At 39.1% G+C, this 18,821-nt stretch carries 18 protein-coding genes; 17 read left to right on the forward strand and 1 reads right to left on the reverse strand.

Annotated elements, in window-relative coordinates; all coding sequences use genetic code 11:
• The first annotated feature begins 107 nt into the window (after positions 1-107).
• The 17 genes from cpsA (at position 108) to rfbB (ending at position 17,854) form a co-directional block, all read left to right on the forward strand.
• Positions 108-1,553 carry an LCP family glycopolymer transferase CpsA gene (gene cpsA, locus HMPREF1516_RS01185; protein WP_000091230.1) on the forward strand — a complete coding sequence of 482 codons (1,446 nt, stop codon included), beginning with the start codon at positions 108-110 and terminating at the stop codon, positions 1,551-1,553.
• Between the two features lies 1 nt (position 1,554).
• Positions 1,555-2,286 carry a capsular polysaccharide biosynthesis protein Cps4B gene (gene cps4B / locus HMPREF1516_RS01190; RefSeq protein ID WP_000565337.1) on the forward strand — a complete coding sequence of 244 codons (732 nt, stop codon included), beginning with the start codon at positions 1,555-1,557 and terminating at the stop codon, positions 2,284-2,286.
• Between the two features lie 8 nt (positions 2,287-2,294).
• On the forward strand, positions 2,295-2,987 hold the full coding sequence (gene cpsC, locus HMPREF1516_RS01195; protein WP_000664132.1) for a capsular polysaccharide biosynthesis protein CpsC: 693 nt from the start codon (positions 2,295-2,297) through the stop codon (positions 2,985-2,987).
• 9 nt (positions 2,988-2,996) lie between these two features.
• Positions 2,997-3,680: a tyrosine-protein kinase gene (locus HMPREF1516_RS01200; RefSeq protein ID WP_001142501.1), complete on the forward strand. Its 684-nt coding sequence runs from the start codon at positions 2,997-2,999 to the stop codon at positions 3,678-3,680.
• Between the two features lie 22 nt (positions 3,681-3,702).
• Positions 3,703-5,070, forward strand: coding sequence for a sugar transferase (locus HMPREF1516_RS01205; RefSeq protein WP_033605611.1), 1,368 nt, complete (start codon positions 3,703-3,705; stop codon positions 5,068-5,070).
• 28 nt (positions 5,071-5,098) lie between these two features.
• Entirely contained in the window at positions 5,099-6,271 is a 1,173-nt protein-coding gene (gene cps2T / locus HMPREF1516_RS01210) for a beta 1-4 rhamnosyltransferase Cps2T (protein WP_033605612.1), read from the forward strand.
• 3 nt (positions 6,272-6,274) lie between these two features.
• Positions 6,275-7,426, forward strand: a complete 1,152-nt coding sequence (locus HMPREF1516_RS01215) for a glycosyltransferase family 4 protein (RefSeq protein ID WP_000822222.1) — start codon at positions 6,275-6,277, stop codon at positions 7,424-7,426.
• A gap of 8 nt (positions 7,427-7,434) precedes the next feature.
• Positions 7,435-8,436, forward strand: coding sequence for a glycosyltransferase (locus HMPREF1516_RS01220; protein ID WP_033605613.1), 1,002 nt, complete (start codon positions 7,435-7,437; stop codon positions 8,434-8,436).
• 14 nt (positions 8,437-8,450) lie between these two features.
• On the forward strand, positions 8,451-9,452 hold the full coding sequence (wefF, locus tag HMPREF1516_RS01225) for a receptor polysaccharide phosphotransferase WefF (protein WP_033605614.1): 1,002 nt from the start codon (positions 8,451-8,453) through the stop codon (positions 9,450-9,452).
• A 33-nt stretch (positions 9,453-9,485) separates the two neighbouring features.
• Positions 9,486-10,454, forward strand: coding sequence for a glycosyltransferase family 2 protein (locus HMPREF1516_RS01230; RefSeq protein WP_033605615.1), 969 nt, complete (start codon positions 9,486-9,488; stop codon positions 10,452-10,454).
• 37 nt (positions 10,455-10,491) lie between these two features.
• Complete coding sequence (locus HMPREF1516_RS01235; protein WP_000912322.1) at positions 10,492-11,652, forward strand: hypothetical protein; 1,161 nt, start codon at positions 10,492-10,494, stop codon at positions 11,650-11,652.
• The gene (locus HMPREF1516_RS01240) at positions 11,649-13,061 is read left to right on the forward strand and encodes a flippase (RefSeq protein ID WP_033605616.1); all 1,413 of its coding nucleotides are present in this window, start codon (positions 11,649-11,651) and stop codon (positions 13,059-13,061) included. The genes HMPREF1516_RS01235 and HMPREF1516_RS01240 overlap by 4 nt, the downstream gene beginning before the upstream one ends.
• 9 nt (positions 13,062-13,070) lie before the next feature.
• Complete coding sequence (gene glf / locus HMPREF1516_RS01245) at positions 13,071-14,174, forward strand: UDP-galactopyranose mutase (RefSeq protein ID WP_000272512.1); 1,104 nt, start codon at positions 13,071-13,073, stop codon at positions 14,172-14,174.
• 27 nt (positions 14,175-14,201) lie between these two features.
• Positions 14,202-15,254, forward strand: a complete 1,053-nt coding sequence (locus HMPREF1516_RS01250; protein WP_000878652.1) for a hypothetical protein — start codon at positions 14,202-14,204, stop codon at positions 15,252-15,254.
• Positions 15,255-15,325: 71 nt separating this feature from the next.
• Entirely contained in the window at positions 15,326-16,195 is an 870-nt protein-coding gene (gene rfbA, locus HMPREF1516_RS01255) for a glucose-1-phosphate thymidylyltransferase RfbA (protein WP_000676122.1), read from the forward strand.
• Positions 16,196-16,789: a dTDP-4-dehydrorhamnose 3,5-epimerase family protein gene (locus HMPREF1516_RS01260; RefSeq protein ID WP_000131466.1), complete on the forward strand. Its 594-nt coding sequence runs from the start codon at positions 16,196-16,198 to the stop codon at positions 16,787-16,789. It abuts the gene before it with no gap.
• 18 nt (positions 16,790-16,807) lie between these two features.
• Positions 16,808-17,854 (forward strand): dTDP-glucose 4,6-dehydratase, encoded by a 1,047-nt coding sequence (gene rfbB, locus HMPREF1516_RS01265; protein WP_000141510.1) that lies wholly within the window; start codon positions 16,808-16,810, stop codon positions 17,852-17,854.
• 60 nt (positions 17,855-17,914) lie between these two features.
• Here rfbB and rfbD read toward each other — a convergent pair whose 3' ends face one another.
• Positions 17,915-18,769 (reverse strand): dTDP-4-dehydrorhamnose reductase, encoded by an 855-nt coding sequence (gene rfbD, locus HMPREF1516_RS01270; RefSeq protein WP_000600924.1) that lies wholly within the window; start codon positions 18,767-18,769, stop codon positions 17,915-17,917.
• Positions 18,770-18,821: the final 52 nt, after the last annotated feature.

Here is an 18,821-nt window from a genome sequence, read left to right on the forward strand (position 1 = left end):
AGCTAAGAAAAAATGAATGAAAACACTGATATTAGCAGGAATGGATGGAATTTCTTTCATGATTGTGATATAATAATTATAATTATTAACGTGTATAGGGGATTACCATGAGTAGACGTTCAAAGAGAAATCGTTCAGGAAATGTGAAGCGAAGTATTAATATAGCTTTATTAGCCATTTATTTATTATTGAGTGGCTCTTTGCTGTTCTTAATTTTTAGACATAATATCCTAGCCTTTAGGCATCTCAATATCTTAGCTACTGTTCTAGTTTTACTATCTGCTATCGTAGCTCTACTTTTGATAGTATATAAGAAAGCCGAAAAGTTCACGATTTTCTTTTTGGTACTTGCGGTGTTGACTAGTTCGGTTTCGCTATTTGCTCTGCACCAATTTGTGGGCTTGACTAATCACATCAATGCGACATCAAACTACTCAGAGTATTCGATGAGTGTTGTGGTTTTAAAAGATAGTGAAATCAACAACGTTACCCAGTTGGAAAGTGTAACAGGTCCGACTGAAACGGATAATGACAATATCCAAAAATTAATAGCGGATATTAAGACGACTCAGAGCAAAGACTTGGCGGTTGAACAAAGTGCATCTTACTTAGCAGCCTATAAGAGCTTGATTTCAGGTGATGCGAAAGCGATTGTCTTGAACAGTGTCTTTGAAAATATCATTGAAGCAGAGTATCCAGATTATGCTTCGAAGATTAAGAAAATCTATACGAAAAAACTAACCAAGGATGTTGCGGCACCAAAGGTATCTAAGAATCAATCCTTTAATATTTATATCAGTGGTATTGATACCTACGGACCTATCAGTTCGGTTTCACGTTCAGACGTCAACATCTTGATGACTGTAAATCGAGATACTAAGAAAATCCTTCTCACCACAACACCTCGAGATTCTTATGTTCCGATCGCGGACGGAGGAAATAATCAAAAGGATAAATTGACTCACGCAGGGATTTATGGAGTGGACTCATCAATTCATACCTTGGAAAACCTATATGGAGTTGATATTAACTACTATGTTCGTTTGAATTTTACCTCTTTCTTGAAATTGATTGACCTTCTAGGTGGTGTGGATGTTTATAATGACCAAGATTTCACTTCTTTGCATGGGCAGTACCATTTTCCTGTTGGGAATGTCCATCTAGACTCGGAACAAGCCCTTGGTTTTGTCCGCGAACGCTACTCTCTAGCGGATGGAGACCGCGACCGCGGTCGGAACCAGCAAAAAGTCATTGTTGCCATTATTCAGAAGCTAACCTCGACAGAGGCTTTAAAGAATTATGACAACATTATTCAAGGATTGCAAGATTCTCTTCAAACCAATATGCCTTTGGAAACCATGATGGACTTGGTTAATACACAGTTGGATAGTGGTGGTCAGTATAAGGTTAATTCCCAAGACTTAAAAGGAACTGGTAGAACGGATCTTCCATCCTACGCTATGCCAGATAGCAACCTCTATATGATGGAAATTGATGAAAGTAGCTTGGCTGCAGCCAAGGCAGCTATCAAAGATGTGATGGAGGGGAAGTAGCATGATAGACATCCATTCACACATTGTTTTTGATGTGGATGATGGTCCAAAGTCGATAGAGGAGAGTAAAAACCTTTTAAGAGAAGCCTATAGTCAAGGGGTCAGGACCATTGTTTCCACCTCTCATCGTCGGAAAGGGATGTTTGAGACACCAGAAGAGAAAATAGCAACTAACTTTTTGAAAGTTCGCGAAATGGCCAAGGAGGTGGCAGATGATCTTGTCATCGCCTATGGCGCAGAAATATACTATACGCCAGATGTTGTCGAAAAATTGGAAAAGAAATTGATTCCAACCCTCAATGATAGTCACTATGCTTTGATTGAGTTTAGCATGAATACACCCTATCGAGATATACATAAAGGACTGAGCGATATTCTCATGTTAGGGATTACACCAGTTGTTGCCCATATTGAGCGTTATGATGCTCTAGAAAATAATGAAAAGCGAGTTCAGGAACTGATTGATATGGGGTGCTATACCCAGGTCAATAGTTCTCATGTTTTGAAACCAAAACTCTTTGGAGAAACCTACAAATTCATGAAAAAGAGAGCTCAGTATTTCTTGGAACGTGATCTAGTTCACGTCATCGCTAGTGATATGCATAACTTGGATCGCAGACCACCTCATATGGAAGAAGCCTATGATATCATTGCTAAAAAGTATGGTGAAGATAAGGCGAAGGAACTCTTCAAAGATAACCCACGAAAAATAATAATGGATCAATTAATTTAGGAGAAACAATGAAAGAACAAAATATGATGGAAATTGATGTATTTCAATTGCTTAAAATTCTTTGGAAACGGAAAGTTCTAATTGCACTGGTAGCAATCGTAACTGGGGTAGTAGCCTTTGCCTATAGTAGCTTTATCGTGAAACCTGAATATACCAGTACGACACGTATCTATGTAGTTAATCGTAATCAGGGAGATAAGCCTGGATTGACAAACCAAGATTTGCAAGCAGGATCTTACTTGGTTAAAGACTATCGCGAAATTATTCTATCACAAGATGTTTTGGAGAAGGTCGCAACGGATTTGAAACTGGATCTTCCTTCAAAAGGTTTGGCTAGTAAAATCAAGGTGACCGTACCGGCTGATACACGTATCGTATCGATCTCTGTTACAGATCGTGCGCCTGAAGAAGCAAGTCGTATCGCCAACTCATTGAGAGAGGTTGCAGCTCAAAAGATTATAAGTGTTACACGGGTTTCGGATGTGACGACACTCGAAGAGGCTCGCCCAGCAACCTCACCATCTTCACCAAACATTCGTCGTAATACCATGATTGGATTTCTCGCTGGAGCGGTTGTGATGATTGTCGCGGTTCTCCTTATTGAACTCCTAGATACACGTGTTAAACGACCAGAAGACGTTGAAGATGTTATGCAAATTGCATTATTGGGAGTTGTTCCAAATTTGGATAAATTGAAATAGGAGAGAAAAATGCCAACGTTAGAAATTGCACAAAAAAAATTAGATTTGGCAAGAAAAGCAGAGGAGTATTACAATGCGCTTCGTACCAATATACAATTGAGTGGAAATAACTTAAAAGTTATTTCAATTACATCAGTAAAACCAGGGGAAGGGAAGTCAACTACTTCTACCAATATTGCTTGGGCCTTTGCGCGTGCTGGATATAAGACGCTTTTAATTGATGCCGATATTCGTAATTCTGTCATGTCAGGTGTTTTTAAATCACGTGAAAAGATTACGGGATTAACAGAATTCTTATCAGGGACAACAGATTTATCACAAGGGTTATGTGATACGAATGTTGAAAATTTGTTTGTCATTCAAGCTGGTTCCGTTTCTCCAAATCCAACAGCTTTGTTGCAAAGTGAGAATTTTAAGACTATGCTTGACACTTTGCGCAAGTACTTCGATTACATCATTGTGGACACTGCTCCTATCGGGGTTGTGATCGATGCGGCTATCATCACTCAGAAATGTGATGCTTCGATTTTGGTGACTGCAGCTGGTGAAACAAATCGACGTGATATCCAAAAAGCCAAAGAACAATTGGAACAAACAAGTAAACCATTCTTAGGGATTGTATTAAATAAATTGAATACCTCGGTTGAAAAATATGGATCATATGGAGCTTATGGCTCTTACGGGAAAAAATAAGAGATAGCTTAGGGAAGATATTATGGAAGAAAAAGGATTGAAGATTACTTTGGCGGTAATCCAGAGTTTTCTTGTCATTGTATTAGCTTATTTACTTAGTTTTGTAAGAGAAACAGAGATTGTGAACACCTCTGTTATCATCTTGTTCATTCTGCATTTTGTTGTTTTTAACATTAGTGATTATGAGCGTGATTTTTTTAAAAGGGGTTATTTATCTGAGTTTATCAGCACTACAAAATATATCGTTTTCTTTGCTTTAGCCATCAGTATTTCAAACTTCTTTTTAGAAGATCGTTTTAGTATCTCTAGACGAGGCATGATTTATTTTTTGACAATACATTCTATTTTGTTGTATTTGTTGAATCTGTGCATTAAACGCTATAGGAGACGTATCTTTCCAAATTTCAAGGGGAGTAAAAAGATATTCTTGATAACAGCTACTTCCAGAGTTGAGAAAGTTGTAGATAGACTGATAGAGTCGGGAGATATTTTTTGGGAATTGGTGGCGGTCAGTGTTTTGGATCAGCCTAATTTTCAGCATGCATCCGTAACCGTTGTACCTGCAGAGAGCATCTTAGATTTTGCTACCCATGAAGTTGTTGATGAAGTTTTTATCAATTTACCAAGTGAAGAGTATGACATCGGGGAGTTTATCTCTCTTTTTGAAACAATGGGAATTGATGTGACAGTTAACCTGAATGCTTTCAATAACTATCTAGGTAGCGATAAAAAGATTCGCGGAATGGCAGGCTTGAATGTCATTACATTTTCTACAAAATTTTATAAGACAAGCCACGTCATTGCTAAACGTTTCATTGATATCATAGGCTCGATTATCGGACTACTTATTTGTGGATTGGTGAGTATTGTTTTGGTTCCGGTGATTCGAAAAGATGGCGGACCCGCTATTTTTTCTCAAACTCGTATCGGAAAAAATGGTCGACATTTCACTTTTTATAAATTTAGATCTATGTGCGTGGATGCTGAGAAAAAGAAACAAGAGCTCCTTGCACAAAATACCATGCAAGGTGGTATGTTTAAAGTCGATGATGATCCTCGTATAACAAAGATAGGGAGATTTATCCGTAAGACCAGTCTAGATGAACTCCCTCAGTTTTGGAATGTTTTAATGGGAGATATGAGTTTGGTTGGAACACGTCCCCCAACAGTTGATGAGTATGAAAAATATACTCCTGAACAGAAACGTCGTCTTAGTTTTAAGCCAGGAATTACTGGCCTATGGCAGGTGAGTGGACGTAGTAAAATCACGGACTTTGATGATGTTGTCAAGCTGGACGTGGCCTACATTGATGATTGGACCATCTGGAAAGATATCGAAATATTGTTAAAGACCGTCAAAGTGGTATTTATGAGAGAAGGGGCGAAGTGATTTGTGCCCTCAGCCTGTTAGGAGAGAAATGAAACAATCAGTTTATATTATTGGTTCAAAGGGGATTCCTGCTAAGTATGGAGGATTTGAAACCTTTGTTGAAAAATTAACCGAATATCAAAAAGACAGCAACATACAGTACTATGTTGCTTGTATGCGTGAAAATTCAGCTAAATCTGGCATCACGGATGACCAGTTTGAGCATAATGGAGCCATTTGTTTCAACATTGATGTACCTAATATTGGACCGGCTCGTGCCATCGCTTACGATATTGCAGCAGTCAACAAGGCTATTGAATTGGCTAAGAAGAACAAGGACGAAGCTCCCATTTTTTACGTTCTAGCTTGTCGCATTGGCCCTTTTATTTCTGGGCTTAAGAAAAAAATTCGTGCAATCGGAGGCCGTTTGCTGGTAAATCCTGATGGTCATGAATGGTTGCGAGCAAAGTGGAGTTTACCAGTTCGTAAGTATTGGAAATTTTCAGAGCAGCTCATGGTCAAGCATGCTGATTTACTGGTCTGTGACAGTAAAAACATTGAAAAATATATCCAAGAGGATTATAAGCAGTACCAACCAAAGACCACCTATATTGCCTATGGAACGGATACTACTCCTTCAATCCTGAAAGCAGAAGATGCCAAGGTTCGGAACTGGTATCAGGAAAAAGGAGTTAGCGAAAATGGCTATTATCTAGTAGTGGGACGATTCGTTCCTGAAAACAACTACGAAGCCATGATTCGTGAATTTATCAAGTCCAAGTCCAAGAAGGACTTTGTCCTCATTACAAATGTGGAGCAAAATAAATTTTACGACCAGTTGTTACAAGATACTGGTTTTGACAAAGATCCTAGGGTTAAATTTGTTGGGACTGTCTATGACCAAGAGTTGCTCAAGTACATTCGTGAGCATGCCTTTGCCTATTTCCATGGGCATGAGGTTGGAGGGACTAACCCTTCTCTACTGGAAGCCCTAGCATCTACAAAACTGAATTTGTTGCTAGATGTTGGCTTTAACCGTGAGGTTGGTGAAGACGGGGCTATTTATTGGGAAAAAGACGAGTTGGCACGCGTCATTGAGAAAGTAGAAGGATTTGATCAGGCAGCAATAGCTGACTTGGATTTCAAGTCAAGCCAAAGAATCCTCTCAGCTTTCACATGGGAAAAGATTGTGTCAGATTATGAAGAAGTGTTTAAAGGATAGGGAATGAAACGGATTTTATACTTACATGCTGGTGCAGAAATGTATGGAGCAGATAAGGTTTTACTGGAATTGATCAAAGGATTGGATCACAAAGAATTTGAAGCTCACGTCATCTTGCCAAATGACGGTGTTTTAGTCGAGGTTTTGCGCCAAGTTGGAGCTAAGGTCAGCGTGTTGGATTATCCGATTTTACGTAGAAAATACTTTAATCCTAAAGGCATTGCCGACTATATTCGCTCTTATAATTTCTATGCTAAGCAAATCGCCCTCTATGCTCGACAACACAGTATAGATATGGTTCACAATAATACAGCGGCTGTTTTGGAGGGCATCTATTTGAAACGCAAGCTCAAGCTGCCTTTGATTTGGCATGTTCATGAGATTATCGTCAAACCCAAAGCTATTTCTGACTTTATCAATATGCTCATGGGACGATATGCAGACAAGATTGTGACGGTGTCCCAAGCGGTCGCTAATCATATCGAGCAGTCTCCCTTTATCAAAGATAGCCAAGTGGAAGTGATTTATAACGGTGTCGATAATGCTGTCTATTATCCAATGGATGCGTCTTCTATTCGTGAAAAATTTGACATTGCGCAAGATGCACTTGTGATTGGCATGATTGGTCGGGTCAATGCTATCAAAGGGCAAAATGATTTCATAGAAGCAGTCGAGCCACTTTTGGAAAAGAATGAGAAAGCGGTTGCTTTCCTAGCTGGAGGTGTTTTTCATGGTGAAGAATGGCGCTTAGAAGAACTAGATAATAGAATAGCTTCTTCATCTGTTGTGTCACAAATTCATCGTATTGATTACTACGATAAGACTTCTGAACTTTATAATATGTTTGATATCTTTGTCTTACCAAGTATAAAACCTGATTCCCTACCTACAGTAGTCCTAGAAGCCATGGCTTGTTCAAAACCAGTTGTTGGTTATAACAATGGGGGAATAGCTGAAATGGTAGTAGATGACAAAAGTGGTTACTTAGTCAAACCAAATCGTCCTCAAGAACTTTCTAATGCCATTTCTCTCTTACTAGATAGTTCTGAAAAAAGAGAAAAATTTGGGCGAGTAGGATATCAGAGACAAAGAGAGCTGTTTTCTTTGGAGAGTTACATCAAGAACTTCTCGGAATTTTATGATAATTTACAATAAGGGGTATAATGGAAAATTTAATCATTTTAGACAGTGAGCTACAAAAAAAGAATGAAGAGCATTATCAATCTCTTCATGGCGGGAGCCGAGTAGTTTATACCAACTATGAAAGTCCACTTATAAGAAGAGTACGTAATTTCAAATACATCGGTAGTGCTTTGTATCATTTTTTAATGTGGAAAATGTCCTACGATTATGCTCGGAAATTCATAAAATATGATGTCAAGAAAATTATTTGTGTAAATCCTCTTGTAGGTATCTTTTTAGGAATTTTAAATAAAAGTGGCAAGGAAATTACATTAGCAGGATTTTTGTTTGAGAATAAGAAAAATAAAATCTATTATTATTTACGAAAGCAACTTGTGAGAAAATCTTTCCAGAATATCAGAAATATCATAGTCTATGGTTCAAAAGAAATCCATTATTATTCGGAACTCTTTCCAGAATTTCAGGAGAAATTTAAATTTATTCATTACGGCTTAGATTATGATAATCAACTAACTTATCAAGGTTCTTTACCAACTAAGTATATCTTTTCAGGTGGAGGCAGTAACCGGGATTATGAGACACTAGTTAAGGCAGTGGAGGCTTCAAATCTTTCAATGCCGTGTGTGATTGCAACTCAGCCATGGAGAGTTCCTACGCATGGTTCAAACATTCAAGTTTTATCTGATGTAGTAGTAGAAACCTTTGGAGATGTATTAGCTAAGTCTGATTTTCTTGTCCTATCGTTAAAAGATATTGATTTATCCGCTGGTCATATGGTCATGTTGCAAGCAATGTCTTTAGGAGTTCCAATCATAGTAAATGATATTCCTTCTGTTCGAGACTATGTTAATGAATCGCTAGTGACTTTCTATCCGTCAGGTGACTTTGAAAAACTAGCACAAATTATAGAAGATTTTGATCCTTCAGTTGATGAGGTGCTTCAAAAGGTTGCGAAGGCGAAGAATCTATACTTTGAACAATATACCTCTATAAAATTGATGGACAGACTGTTAGATTTTTAAATAGGAGAGACTGAATGGTAGAAAAAATTGATTTTGTTGTCGCATGGGTTGATGGGAATGATCCGGTTTGGAGAAAAAAGAAAGCACAGTACGATGGAACAATTAATACCTCTAAGGAAGGCATGAATTCGGATAAGGCTTATCGTGAATGGGGAACCTTTAAATACTGGTTTAGAGGGGTAGAAAAGTTTGCCCCTTGGGTCAATAAGGTCTATCTTGTGACTGACAATCAAAAGCCAAGTTGGTTAGAGTTAAATAGCGATAAATTGGTCTTGGTAGATCATACAGAGATTATCTGCAATGACTACCTACCAGTTTTTTCTGCCAATCCTATCGAAAGCAATATTCATCGGATTCCAGGTCTTTCTGAGTGCTTTGTGTTCTTTAACGATGATGTTTATCTCACAGCTCCAGTTGAACCGACAGATTTCTTTTCAGATGATGGTTTACCAAAGTATGTTACGGCTTTAGCTCCTATTACAACGGAGAGATATGGCACTGGCCATTTCCAAATGAATGATATGGGAATTATAACAACACATTTTACTCGTGAGGAAATTTTAAAGAATGGCAAATTCTTCTCAATTAAACAAGGTGTTAAAGGTATTGCTAAATCTTTGTTGTATAGACACAGCAAATTTATTTGTGGTTTTTGGGAGAATCATTTAACGCATCCACTCTTAAAGTCAACAATGGAATTGGTATGGGAAAAGGAAAAAGATGTCTTAGAAAAAACATCTGCTAGTCGCTTTAGAAGTCCATCTGATACCAATGTTTGGCTCTTTAAGTATTGGCAGATTGCTAGTGGTCAATATGCAATTGGAAATCCTAAGTTAGGCGGTCTCTTTTCATTAGATAATGCTGGACCAGATTTTTGGAAACTTCTAAATTCTAGGAAATATAAGGTTATGTGTATTAATGATGGTTTTAATGTCCAAAATGAAAATCAGGTGATGGATGACTTTATTAAAGCTATGAATCAACTTTTCCCAGATAAAAGTTCATTTGAGATTTAAATATCTAACTGAGTAAGAGAAAGAAAAGAAAATATGATTTCAGTAATTGTACCTATTTATAATGTAGAGGACTACCTTCATTATGCCATGGAAAGCTTGGTCAATCAAACCTATAAAGATTTTGAAGTTATCTTAGTTGATGATGGTTCCACGGATGATTCTGGGAAACTATGCGATCAATATGCAAGTGAGCATGATTGGGTATCGGCCTATCATAAAGAAAATGGTGGCTTGTCTGATGCTAGAAACTATGGTGTCGCAAAAGCTAAAGGGGAATGGATTGTTTTCCTAGATCCAGATGATTATTTTGAGCCTTGTGCACTTGAACTTTTGGTGGAACTTCAAAAACGTACAGGTGCTCGTATTGTCGCAGGAAAAGGTAAGGATACTTACGAACATGATTCTTACCAAAACTACCAAATAAATGAAGAAATGCTAGCGAAAGCTACCCTTCTTTCTTCTGAAGAAACTTTAATAGAGATGCTTTATGGTACAATTACCACTGTCTCTGCTTGGGCTAAACTCTTTCCCAGAGATATCGTAGAAAAATACCCCTATCCAAAAGGGAAAATCTATGAAGACTTATATGTTATCAGTGACTACTTGAAAGAAGTGGAATCAGTTTGTGTGATTGATTTAGGTATCTATCATTATTATCGTAGACCAAACAGTATTACCTTATCAAACTTCAATAGTAAGCACTATGATTTTTATGATTCTATGGATCATTTGGCAGAAGTTGTCCAGAAGGACTATTCTGCCAATACAGAACTTGATGATGCTATCATCGCCCGTTTGTTCATCGGTAGTCTCCACATTTTCATCTTAATCTCAGATTCTTCCAAAGAGGAAATCGTTCGCATTCAAAGAAGGATTCGTCCTTATCTAAGAAGAATCTTGAAAAATAAGCGGATTAACTTGAAAAACAAGGCGATTTATCTTATGTTATCATTGGTTCCAGGTCTGTATTATCAATTTAAAAAATTAAAAAAGCCTCAATGAAATAAAAGAGGTTAGAGATTAAAAAAGGAAAAAGAAAATGTTAAAGATAGAACGTGATAAATTGCTCGTGACACCAGTTTTATTTGTGATAATTTCTATAGATATGATAAACACTTCAATGTTAGCACCTGTATTACCTAGTATACCTAATTTTGTTCCTTTCTTTGCAATCATGTTACTAGCTGTGCGTTTTTTATATATTCGTAACTATTCTTTGAGTTTTTTAATATTTGCACCTACCCTCATTTTAGTTGGAAGTATGGTTTATTATAAGGCAGGAAACTTAAATGGTTTAATGTTTTTGCTGTTGATTGTTTTTCTTTATAAAGCAGATTTAGAGTCTATACTTAAAATTTATACTTGGACGAGTTTATCTTTTATAGTTCTTATTATTTTACTATCGTTAGTCAATGTTATTCCTAATTTACAGTTTGTTCAAACTCGCCCTGTGGGTGTAGTTGTACGTAACTCTTTTGGTTTCATCTATCCAACAGATTTTGCCTCGCATTGTTTCTATCTCTTTACTGCTCTGTCCTATCTTCTGAGAAAGAAGTTTATCTTACTAAGAACCCTATCAGGTGTAGCCTTGGCGGCCTTTATTATTTATTATTGTGATGCCCGTTTAAATGCAGGCTCCATCTTAGCAGCAACAGGAATTTTTCTATACTTTTATTATCGTAACAAGACTGAATGGCGCTTATTTGGCCTACTGCCTTTTTCGGCTGGTATCGCTTCTTCGGTCATGATTTATCTATCCAACAAGTTTAGTTGGTCTCATCCAATATATGTTTCTCTGAATAACTTTTTCGGAATGCGATTGTATTTGGGACATGAAGCGCTTAAGAAATATGGCGTACAGTTATTTGGAATTCGTGGAATTTCCTTTGTTGGATATGGAGGAAAGACAGAAACGGTTTTGAACTATGACTATGTAGATTCGTCTTATGTACAAATGTTATTTACTTACGGTTTGATTCCAGTTGTTATGTTGGTATGCCTATACATGGTTCAGTCTTGGACTCTCTATCGTAGGAAGAACTATTTATTGTTAACCTGCCTGGCCTTAGTAACAGTCAATTGTATGTTTGAGGCCTTCTGGGTTCGTCCATCATACAATATTTTTATGTTCCTTCTTTTTGCTACCATCCCAGCGATGGAATTTGAAGGAGAAAAATTTGAGATGGGGGAAGCCGTGTGAGAGTTTTAAAAAATTACTTGTACAATCTGTCCTATCAGTTACTTGTCATCGTCCTACCAGTGATTACAACTCCCTATATCACCCGAGTTTTCTCTTCGGATGATTTGGGGTCTTACGGATACTATAACTCTATCGTGACTTATTTTATCCTACTAGCGACGCTGGGAGTAGCCAATTATGGGACCAAGGAAATTTCCGGCCATCGTAAGGAAGTTGAAAAGACCTTCTGGGGTATTTACAGTTTACAAGTCCTTTCAACCTGTTTAGCGGTTATACTTTATATAATTGTTTGTTTGCTTGTACCGTCAATGAACAATCCAATTGCTTATATTCTTGGCTTTAGTTTGCTGTCTCGTGGTTTTGATATCTCTTGGCTCTTTCAAGGGTTAGAAGATTTCAAAAAAATCACTGCTCGTAACACAATGGTCAAACTTCTAGGTGTTGTATCGATATTCCTATTTGTTAAGAAACCATCTGACTTGTACTTGTATATCATCCTCTTGGTTGCCTATGATCTACTAGGTCAGTTGAGTATGTGGCTTCCTGCTCGGGAGCACATTCGCAAGCCGCATCTGGATATAGCCTATGCCAAAGAGCATATCAAACCAGTCATTCTCTTGTTTCTGCCACAGATTGCCATTTCGCTCTACATCACGCTAGATCGCACTATGTTAGGTGCCTTGTCTTCGACCAAGGATGTCGGGATTTATGATCAAGCCTTGAAATTATTGAATATTTTGTTGACCTTGGTAACTTCGCTAGGTAGTGTCATGTTGCCTCGGGTCTCCAATCTCCTTTCATCAGGCAATCAAAAGGCGGTTAACAAGCTACATGAAATGTCTTTCTTAGTGTATAACTTGGTTATCTTTCCAATGATTGCGGGGATTTTGATTGTTAACAAAGATTTTGTTAATTTTTTCCTAGGGCAAGACTTCCAAGATGCTCGCTATGCGATTTCCATCATGGTCTTTAGAATGTTCTTTATTGGCTGGACCAACATAATGGGAATCCAGATTCTGATACCTCATAATCGCAATCGTGAATTTATGCTGTCAACAACTATTCCAGCTATTTTCAGTGTAGGCTTGAATCTCCTCTTGATCCCGCCTCTGGGCTATATTGGAGCGTCGATCGTATCTGTTGCGACTGAAGGTTTAGTCTGGCTCATCCAACTCTACTTTACACGTTCGTATCTAAAAGAGGTCAAGATCCTTCCATCTATGCTAAAAATATTTTTAGCTGCTCTCTTGATGTACGGCGCCTTGTATTCTGTACAAGCTTTCATGCACTTCTCGTCTGTTGTGAATGTCTTGATTTATGCTGTCCTTGGCTTCCTAGTCTATGGTGGCTTGGTTTTGGTCTTACGTGTCTTGGATTTTCAAGAACTAAAAAGTGTTTTAAAGAAATAAGGAGATTTTATGTACGATTATTTGATTGTCGGTGCTGGCTTGTCAGGTGCAATTTTTGCCTACGAAGCTAACAAACGTGGCAAGAAAGTGAAGGTGATTGATAAACGAGAACACATTGGTGGGAATATCTATTGCCAATCTGTTGAAGGAATCAATGTCCACAAGTATGGGGCTCATATCTTCCATACATCCAATAAAAAGGTCTGGGACTATGTCAATCAGTTTGCGGAGTTTAACAATTACATCAATTCTCCTATTGCCAATTATCAAGGACATCTTTACAATCTGCCTTTCAATATGAACACTTTCTATGCTTTGTGGGGGACAAAGACACCCCAAGAAGTCAAGGACAAGATTGCTGAGCAGACGACACACATGCAAGATGTTGAGCCTAAAAACTTAGAGGAACAAGCCATTAAGTTGATTGGTACGGATGTCTATGAAAAGCTAATCAAGGGTTACACCGAAAAGCAATGGGGGCGTTCTGCTACTGAACTACCACCCTTTATCATTAAGCGTTTACCAGTTCGATTGACCTATGACAACAATTATTTCAACGACCGCTACCAAGGCATTCCTATTGGTGGTTACAATGTCATCATCGAAAAGTTGTTGGAAGGAATCGAAGTAGAGCTTAATACAGATTTCTTTGCTGATCGTGAGAACTTGGAGACTTCAGCAACTAAGATTGTCTTCACAGGGATGATTGATCAGTTCTTTGACTACAAGTTTGGTGAACTTGAGTATCGTAGTCTCCGTTTTGAGCATGAGATTCTGGACCAAGAAAATCATCAAGGAAATGCTGTAGTCAACTATACTGAACGTGATATTCCTTATACGCGTATCATCGAACACAAACATTTTGAGTTTGGGACTCAGGACAAGACGGTTATTACTCGAGAATATCCAGCAGATTGGAAAAGAGGAGATGAACCTTACTATCCAATCAATGATGCCAAAAACAATGCTATTTATGAGCAGTATCTAGCAGAAGCTGAGAAAAATGGCCACGTTATCTTCTGTGGTCGCTTGGCAGATTATAAATACTATGATATGCATGTGACTGTTGAACGTGCATTGGATGTGGTAGAAGAAGAACTAGGGAGCATCTAAGAACATCACAGATAAAGGGGAGAAAAGGTGAAATATTATCTGAAGGATTCATTTCTGCATAATGCACACGAAAAGAATGCAGGGAGTAAGGCGCGAAATGATGTAGAATCTATTCTAATCTCAGAGGGTTATGAGGGGTTGGAGCTCAAGGTTGAGAATTGGTATAAGATGAATTTCTTTAAAGCTCAACAACACAAATATCGTGCGACCAAGTCTGTGTTTGATCAGTTGGGAGCCGGAGATGAATTGGTGATTCAGTTCCCTATTATCCACCATACATTTTTCATCTCACAACTCATTAAGCAGGCGCAAAAAAGAGGAGCAAAATTCTATCTTTTGATCCATGATATTGAAACCTTGCGTCATGCAGCAGGTTCAGAAGTGAAATTCCGTCATAAAGTGCGCAATTACTTCCAGGAAAAGAAAGCTTTGATGTCAGTGGATGGCATTATCGTTCATAACGATATCATGAAGAAAGTTTTGGTAGGTCAAGGAGTGCCAGCAGATAAAATGGTTAGCTTGGAAATTTTTGACTACTTGATTCCAAACTTTGCTGAAAAACCAAATCTCCAAAAAGACCAGCCTATTATCGTAGCTGGAAATTTGAACCCTGCAAAGTCAGGTTATCTTTATAACTTGCCAGACCAGCCAGCCTATAACTTGTATGGAGTGGGCTATGATGAAAGTCGTGCATTGAAAAACACCACCTACTTTGGTTCCTTTATGCCGGATGACCTCCCAGCTGCTCTTGAAGGTAGTTTTGGTTTGGTCTGGGACGGAGATAGCTCAGAAACCTGCCAAGGTTCTTACGGAAACTACCTACGCTTTAACAACTCGCACAAGGCCTCTCTCTACTTAGCTTCAGGTTTTCCCCTAATAGTCTGGAAAGAGTCGGCTCTCGCACATTTTGTTCTGGATAAACAGTGTGGTCTAGCAGTTGATTCTCTACACGACCTCCAAAAAGTACTAGATGATTTGACACTTCAAGACTACAAGGAACTTTCAGAACAAGCTAGGAAAGTTGGAGCTGCTCTTCGAGACGGAGCCTATTTAAAAGCTGCCTTATCCAAATTGAAGTAAATTCCTTAGGGAATTTGGGACAAAATGAAATATAATATAGGATAGGTAATTAGCCAGAAAGGAAGCCTATTATGAAAGGTATTATTCTTGCGGGTGGTTCGGGAACGCGCCTGTACCCACTTACTCGAGCTGCGTCAAAACAGCTGATGCCGGTTTATGACAAACCCATGATTTACTATCCTTTGTCAACCTTGATGTTGGCTGGGATTAAGGACATTTTGATTATCTCAACACCACAGGATTTGCCCCGTTTTAAGGACCTGCTCTTGGATGGCTCCGAATTTGGGATCAAGCTTTCCTATGCGGAACAGCCTAGTCCCGACGGACTTGCTCAGGCTTTTCTTATCGGTGAAGAATTTATCGGCGACGATAGTGTTGCCTTGATTTTAGGCGATAATATCTATCATGGGCCTGGTTTGAGCAAAATGCTTCAAAAGGCAGCTAAGAAAGAGAAGGGTGCGACTGTTTTTGGCTACCAAGTGAAGGATCCAGAGCGTTTTGGTGTGGTCGAGTTTGATACAGACATGAATGCTATTTCCATAGAAGAAAAACCGGAGAATCCTCGCTCTAACTATGCAGTGACAGGTCTTTATTTCTACGACAATGACGTTGTGGAGATTGCCAAACAGATAAAGCCGAGTGCTCGTGGAGAGTTGGAAATCACAGATGTTAACAATGCTTATTTGAAACGTGGGGATTTGTCTGTTGAGGTTATGGGTCGTGGTTTTGCCTGGTTGGATACAGGGACGCATGAGAGTCTGTTAGAGGCCTCCCAATATATCGAAACGGTTCAAAGGATGCAAAATGTTCAGGTTGCCAACCTGGAAGAAATTGCCTACCGAATGGGTTATATCAGCCGTGAAGATGTGCTGAAGTTGGCGCAACCTCTCAAAAAGAATGAATACGGGCAATACTTGCTTCGTTTGATTGGAGAAATCTAGATGACAGATAATTTTTTCGGCAAAACACTTGCAGTGCACAAGATTGATGCCATTCCAGGTTTGTTAGAGTTTGACATTCCGGTTCATGGTGACAATCGCGGCTGGTTTAAGGAAAATTTTCAGAAAGAAAAGATGCTACCGCTTGGTTTTCCTGAAAGCTTCTTTGCTGAAGGAAAACTGCAAAACAACGTCAGCTTTTCTCGCAAAAATGTTCTCCGAGGCCTCCATGCTGAACCTTGGGACAAGTATATCTCAGTAGCAGATGGTGGCAAGGTTCTGGGTTCTTGGGTTGACCTACGTGAAGGTGAGACTTTTGGAAATGTTTATCAGACCGAGATTGATGCAAGTAAGGGAATCTTTGTCCCTCGTGGCGTAGCTAATGGTTTCCAAGTCCTCTCAGATACAGTTGCTTATAGCTATCTGGTCAATGACTATTGGGCACTTGAACTCAAGCCTAAATATGCTTTTGTCAACTATGCAGACCCAGCTTTGGGCATTGAGTGGGAAAACCTAGAAGCAGCAGAAGTCTCAGAAGCTGATAAACATCATCCACTGCTTAAGGATGTAAAACCTCTGAGAAAAGAAGATTTGTAAGAAAGTTAAGGAATAAAAATGACTGAATACAAAAATATCATCGTGACAGGTGGGGCTGGTTTTATCGGTTCTAACTTTGTTCATTATGTTTACAAGAACTTTCCAGACGTCCATGTGACAGTGCTGGACAAGCTGACTTATGCGGGTAATCGTGCCAATATTGAAGAAATTTTAGGTGACCGTGTTGAGTTGGTTGTTGGAGATATTGCTGATGCAGCCTTGGTAGACAAGTTAGCGGCTGAAGCGGATGCTATCGTTCATTACGCTGCAGAAAGCCATAATGACAACTCGCTCAATGACCCGAGCCCCTTTATCTACACTAACTTCATCGGGACCTACACTCTATTAGAAGCAGCTCGTAAATATGACCTTCGTTTCCACCATGTGTCGACTGACGAAGTCTATGGGGATCTGCCTCTGCGTGAAGATTTGCCAGGTCATGGAGAAGGTCCAGGTGAGAAGTTTACAGCTGAAACCAAGTACAATCCAAGCTCGCCTTACTCATCAACAAAGGCAGCTTCAGACTTGATTGTCAAAGCATGGGTGCGCTCTTTTGGCGTGAAAGCGACGATTTCTAACTGTTCAAACAACTATGGTCCTTACCAACATATCGAGAAGTTCATTCCGCGCCAAATTACCAATATTTTGAGTGGAATCAAGCCAAAACTCTATGGTGAAGGTAAGAATGTCCGTGACTGGATCCATACCAATGACCATTCATCAGGTGTTTGGACAATTTTGACAAAGGGTCAAATTGGCGAAACTTACTTGATTGGTGCGGATGGCGAGAAGAACAATAAGGAAGTCCTGGAACTCATCCTCAAGGAAATGGGACAACCAGCTGATGCTTATGATCATGTGACGGACCGTGCGGGTCACGACCTCCGCTATGCCATCGACGCTAGCAAGCTCCGTGATGAATTAGGATGGAAGCCAGAGTTTACCAACTTTGAAGCAGGTCTCAAAGAGACCATTAAGTGGTACACAGACAACCAAGACTGGTGGAAATCTGAAAAAGAAGCGGTCGAGGCTAACTATGCCAAGACGCAACAAGTAATTAACTAAATGCATACTAAAAAGCAAGAGAACTCAAGGTCCCTTGCTTTTTATGTATGTCGTAATCTTTTATTTTCTTACTTCTTGTTTATAAAACTCTTTAAGTGCATCTTGCCAAGTTGGAATGACGAAACCTATCGCCTTCGCTTTGGCTAAACTCATGGTTGAGTTGAGGGGACGTTTAGCCTTAGCAGGGAACTTGCTGGAGTCTACTGGTACTACTTCAACATCACTGTCCTTAAGAATTTCAACAGCAAAGTCATACCAAGTGGTGTCTTCAGTTGAGTCATTTGATAAGTGGTAGTAGCCAAATTCTTTTTGATTTTCAGTCAAGTAGGTCATGAACTCAGCCAAGGTACGTGTCCAGGTTGGGCGACCGTGTTGGTCGTTAACTACAGTGAGAGTTTTATGGGTTTTGGCAAGATTTTTCATGGTAAAGACAAAGTTTTTGCCATAATTTCCAAAGACCCAAGCAGTACGGATGATATAATGTTGTGACGTAAGATTTTCAACGAGTTCTTCACCCATTCGCTTGGTACGCCCGTACTCTGTCTGCGGATCGGGTAGGTCATCGACTTCCCATTCTTGTCCGACGGGTTTCTTCCCATCAAAGACATAGTCTGTTGAGATATAGACCAGGGTAGCTCCGTATTTCTCAGAGGCCTTGGCTACATTTTCCGTTCCAGTTACGTTTATGGCAAAATCCAGTTCTTTCCCCTCGTCTTCAGCCGCATCAACAGCAGTGTAGGCTGCACAATGATAGACTAGAGTTGGCTTGACCTCAGCAAAGACTTTCTCAACCATTTCAGCATTAGTGATATCCATTTCGGCCACATCCACTGCAACATAGTTCACATTTCGTTCATCTAGTAAATAACGTAGTTCGGTACCGAGCTGACCATTTGCACCTGTAATTAATATCATTGTCTCCTCCTTAACTTTTCTTCTATCTAATCATAGCAAAAAAATGATAAAA

Origin of the sequence: Streptococcus sp. CM6, assembly GCF_000526095.1 — a bacterium.
Taxonomy (GTDB): domain Bacteria; phylum Bacillota; class Bacilli; order Lactobacillales; family Streptococcaceae; genus Streptococcus; species Streptococcus oralis_BW.

Bases quoted from the DNA above. Each gene is read 5' to 3' on its own strand.
- cpsA (WP_000091230.1), top strand. From the start codon at position 108: ATGAGTAGACGTTCAAAGAGAAATCGTTCAGGAAATGTGAAGCGAAGT.
- cps4B (WP_000565337.1), top strand. From the start codon at position 1,555: ATGATAGACATCCATTCACACATTGTTTTTGATGTGGATGATGGTCCA.
- cpsC (WP_000664132.1), top strand. From the start codon at position 2,295: ATGAAAGAACAAAATATGATGGAAATTGATGTATTTCAATTGCTTAAA.
- HMPREF1516_RS01200 (WP_001142501.1), top strand. From the start codon at position 2,997: ATGCCAACGTTAGAAATTGCACAAAAAAAATTAGATTTGGCAAGAAAA.
- HMPREF1516_RS01205 (WP_033605611.1), top strand. From the start codon at position 3,703: ATGGAAGAAAAAGGATTGAAGATTACTTTGGCGGTAATCCAGAGTTTT.
- cps2T (WP_033605612.1), top strand. From the start codon at position 5,099: ATGAAACAATCAGTTTATATTATTGGTTCAAAGGGGATTCCTGCTAAG.
- HMPREF1516_RS01215 (WP_000822222.1), top strand. From the start codon at position 6,275: ATGAAACGGATTTTATACTTACATGCTGGTGCAGAAATGTATGGAGCA.
- HMPREF1516_RS01220 (WP_033605613.1), top strand. From the start codon at position 7,435: ATGGAAAATTTAATCATTTTAGACAGTGAGCTACAAAAAAAGAATGAA.
- wefF (WP_033605614.1), top strand. From the start codon at position 8,451: ATGGTAGAAAAAATTGATTTTGTTGTCGCATGGGTTGATGGGAATGAT.
- HMPREF1516_RS01230 (WP_033605615.1), top strand. From the start codon at position 9,486: ATGATTTCAGTAATTGTACCTATTTATAATGTAGAGGACTACCTTCAT.
- HMPREF1516_RS01235 (WP_000912322.1), top strand. From the start codon at position 10,492: ATGTTAAAGATAGAACGTGATAAATTGCTCGTGACACCAGTTTTATTT.
- glf (WP_000272512.1), top strand. From the start codon at position 13,071: ATGTACGATTATTTGATTGTCGGTGCTGGCTTGTCAGGTGCAATTTTT.
- rfbA (WP_000676122.1), top strand. From the start codon at position 15,326: ATGAAAGGTATTATTCTTGCGGGTGGTTCGGGAACGCGCCTGTACCCA.
- HMPREF1516_RS01260 (WP_000131466.1), top strand. From the start codon at position 16,196: ATGACAGATAATTTTTTCGGCAAAACACTTGCAGTGCACAAGATTGAT.
- rfbB (WP_000141510.1), top strand. From the start codon at position 16,808: ATGACTGAATACAAAAATATCATCGTGACAGGTGGGGCTGGTTTTATC.
- rfbD (WP_000600924.1), bottom strand. From the start codon at position 18,769: ATGATATTAATTACAGGTGCAAATGGTCAGCTCGGTACCGAACTACGT.